This is a genomic window from Acetivibrio mesophilus (assembly GCF_004102745.1).
Lineage (GTDB): Bacteria > Bacillota > Clostridia > Acetivibrionales > Acetivibrionaceae > Hungateiclostridium > Hungateiclostridium mesophilum.
Window position 1 is genome coordinate 1 of sequence record NZ_RLII01000064.1, and the last position, 2,978, is coordinate 2,978.

At 35.8% G+C, this 2,978-nt stretch carries 4 protein-coding genes and 1 rRNA gene; all 5 read right to left on the reverse strand.

The genetic code is table 11. From position 1 onward, the window contains the following. Window positions 1-126 (reverse strand): 16S ribosomal RNA (locus EFD62_RS17100); the annotation flags it as partial. Window positions 127-580: 454 nt separating this feature from the next. After that, entirely contained in the window at window positions 581-1,018 is a 438-nt protein-coding gene (locus tag EFD62_RS17105) for an ATP-binding protein (protein WP_069195012.1), read from the reverse strand. A 155-nt stretch (window positions 1,019-1,173) separates the two neighbouring features. Then, the gene (locus tag EFD62_RS17110; protein WP_128706576.1) at window positions 1,174-1,932 is read right to left on the reverse strand and encodes a SigB/SigF/SigG family RNA polymerase sigma factor; all 759 of its coding nucleotides are present in this window, start codon (window positions 1,930-1,932) and stop codon (window positions 1,174-1,176) included. 2 nt (window positions 1,933-1,934) lie between these two features. Beyond that, complete coding sequence (locus EFD62_RS17115; protein WP_069195014.1) at window positions 1,935-2,327, reverse strand: ATP-binding protein; 393 nt, start codon at window positions 2,325-2,327, stop codon at window positions 1,935-1,937. A gap of 12 nt (window positions 2,328-2,339) precedes the next feature. Continuing rightward, window positions 2,340-2,654, reverse strand: coding sequence for an STAS domain-containing protein (locus tag EFD62_RS17120; RefSeq protein ID WP_069195015.1), 315 nt, complete (start codon window positions 2,652-2,654; stop codon window positions 2,340-2,342). Window positions 2,655-2,978: the final 324 nt, after the last annotated feature.

Sequence of the window (2,978 nt, forward strand, 5' to 3'; positions counted from 1 at the left end):
CGCGTTACTCACCCGTCCGCCGCTAAGATATATTTCCGGTAAACCTTCTATATATCTCCGCTCGACTTGCATGTGTTAGGCACGCCGCCAGCGTTCGTCCTGAGCCAGGATCAAACTCTCTAAAAAAGATTTAAACTTTTATTAGAAAGCCTTTTTGGCTCTTAATTACTTACTCAAAATTACTTAACGAGTTCCATGTTATCTTACACTGTTCACTTTTCAAAGTCCATATCCGCTTGTTATAAGCGTTTCGCGCTCTTTTCATCCGCGCGACTTTTACATATTAGCATGTTATTTTTGATTTGTCAACACTTTTTTAAAACTTTTTTCAAAACTTTTTATCTAGTCTTAAACTCTCGTGTTCAGCGCCGCTCATCAGCGACAGCTTTAATAATATATCACCTGCACCAAATTGTTTCAACCCTTCAATCCCTTATTTAACATAATTATATTAATTTATTGCTTGAATACTTAATTATTCTACGAAATATTCAATGATATTCGCTGTTTTCTCGATGTGCTATACAGATGATATAGTATTATTATTACCCAAGCCGAATATCTTATACTACTTTCAATGCTATTTTAGCTTTTTCAATACTATCACTTTGTTTCCCTTCTTATTAAACCTTATCTTATCGCACAAACTTCTTACGATCAACATTCCCCGTCCGTTTTCTTTAAGATTGCATATGTCTGCCATTTCCTCGGGACCACATTTCTTCTCGCACATAGCTCCACAGTCGTAGCCCTCCCCCTCATCTTCTATAATAAAATAGGCATAATTGTTGGCAGTTATGCCCGCATTAACCTCTACGGACTTTCTTGCGTCTTCTTTATTACCATGCTTTATCGCATTCTGCAGGAGCTCATTTAATATTACTTTAATTTCAAAAATTATATCTTCGTTTATGGTATCGCTTGAGTCGCATAAGAATTTTACTATGTCCTTTACGAGCCAACAGATATTGTCCTTTTCACTTAATACTTTCGAGTTATAAGTTTTTAATACTTTCAACTTAACTTATCTCCCTTAAAATAATATCTACTCCAATTATAATAATACCCACCATACTATTGTCGTAAACATTACTTTAAATTCTCTATACAACCACAGTAATTTCCATATTCCCAGGCAATCAACTATAAATATAGTTGATTTATTCTACAAACTCATCTTGCTAGAATTTTTCTAAATTTATCCAGAACCTTTCTTTCGAGCCTGGAAATATACATCTGCGATACCCCCATCTTCTGGGCAATATCTTTTTGGGTCTTGTTGCTAAAATACCTCATTTGTATAAACTCTTTTTCCACTTCGCTGAATTTATCAAGACTCTTTTCAAGAAAATCTCTATTCTCAATTTTTTCGAAGGTTGAATCTTCGCCACCAATAACTTCATGAAGCTCCAACTCATCATTCGCATACACACTCTGACTAAAAGACTGAATATTATAAGCGTTATAGGATTCAATAATTTCAACAACTGTTTCTTCGCTGACATTTAGGTGTTTGGCAAGCTCATCTACTCTAGGAGGCCTCTTTAATTCCTGCGTCAAAAACTCTCTGGCCTGGTTGATCTTCTGGTAAACCTCATATATCCTTCTAGGTATCCTGATAACAGAACCTTTATCCCTAAAAAACCTTTTTATTTCACCAATAATAGTAGGTGTCGCAAAGCTTATAAACTTAACACCCTTATCGGGATCAAATCTCTCCACTGCCTTTATTAAAGCAATAGAAGCCACCTGATAAATGTCTTCATAATCAATGCCTCTATTTAAAAATTTCTTTGTAAGTATCTCCGAAAGATAAAGATATCTGCCAACAATCTCATTTCTTACTCTAACGCTTTTGGTCTCTTTATATCTTTTAAACAACTCGTCGTTCTCATTGACAGCATTGTTATTGTTTACTATATCGTGCATCATGACTATCTATTCCCCTCAAGCACTTTTGACATAGATATTATCCTGTTTGATTTATCACACAGCTCTACACTGTCCATCAAAGCAGTTATTATGTTTATTGCCAATCCGTCCCTTTCATGATCAAATATACACTTTATAGATGGATCATCGCAAACGTACACAACATTCAAAGTATCCTCCGATACATCATATACAATAGTGTAATTATCAGCAATCTCGCTGCCTATGCTGACTATTTTACTGCAAACCTCAGATATCGCAACCTTTATGTCTTCAATAGTTTCAATGTCAAACCCAATCCGATTGCACACACCCGAAGCAACCAGCCGTGCAACACTAACATATTCAGCTTTAAACGGCAGGGTGAGTTCAATTTTGTCACAAACAGAATTCATTTTTTCACCTCACTATTCAATAATAAAGACTTTGTCTAAACCAGTTATAATAAACAACTTTTTAATGTTGTCTTTTAGGCCGGTTATAATAATCTTTTTGCCGTACTGTTTGGTTTTCTTGAGAGCACCAACAAAAATACCAAGACCTGTACTGTCAATATAGTTCAACTCTTTACAATCTATTATCAAATCAGTCTGATTGGTATCAACTATGCTGTAAAGTTTCTCCTTCAACTCCTGAGATGTATAAATATCTACTTCACCAAATAGACTCAGCTTAACAGAGTCATTAAGTTCTTCCTGTACAAACCTTAAACCCTCTGACATAAAAAAACCTCCTTAATATCTATAACTCTAAATAAGACCATGCCTTAATTTAGAAATATGCTATAAACATTATACACTGAATAATGTATATATAGCAACTTTGTGCAAAGAACCAAACCAACTGCATGTGATGACAAAAAAAGCTTGACACATCGAGTGCCTTCGCTTTTGCCTCTTTCATTTCACTCCAAGAGGCCAAATCATAACCACCCGTCAAACGGGTGGTTTGCTCTTGCCCTATAAGGGCATGTTACTTGGCAGAGCCTAAAAGGCTCACTGAAGGTTTCGCCAACCGCACACCTTCACAAACCACCCCTAAAGGGG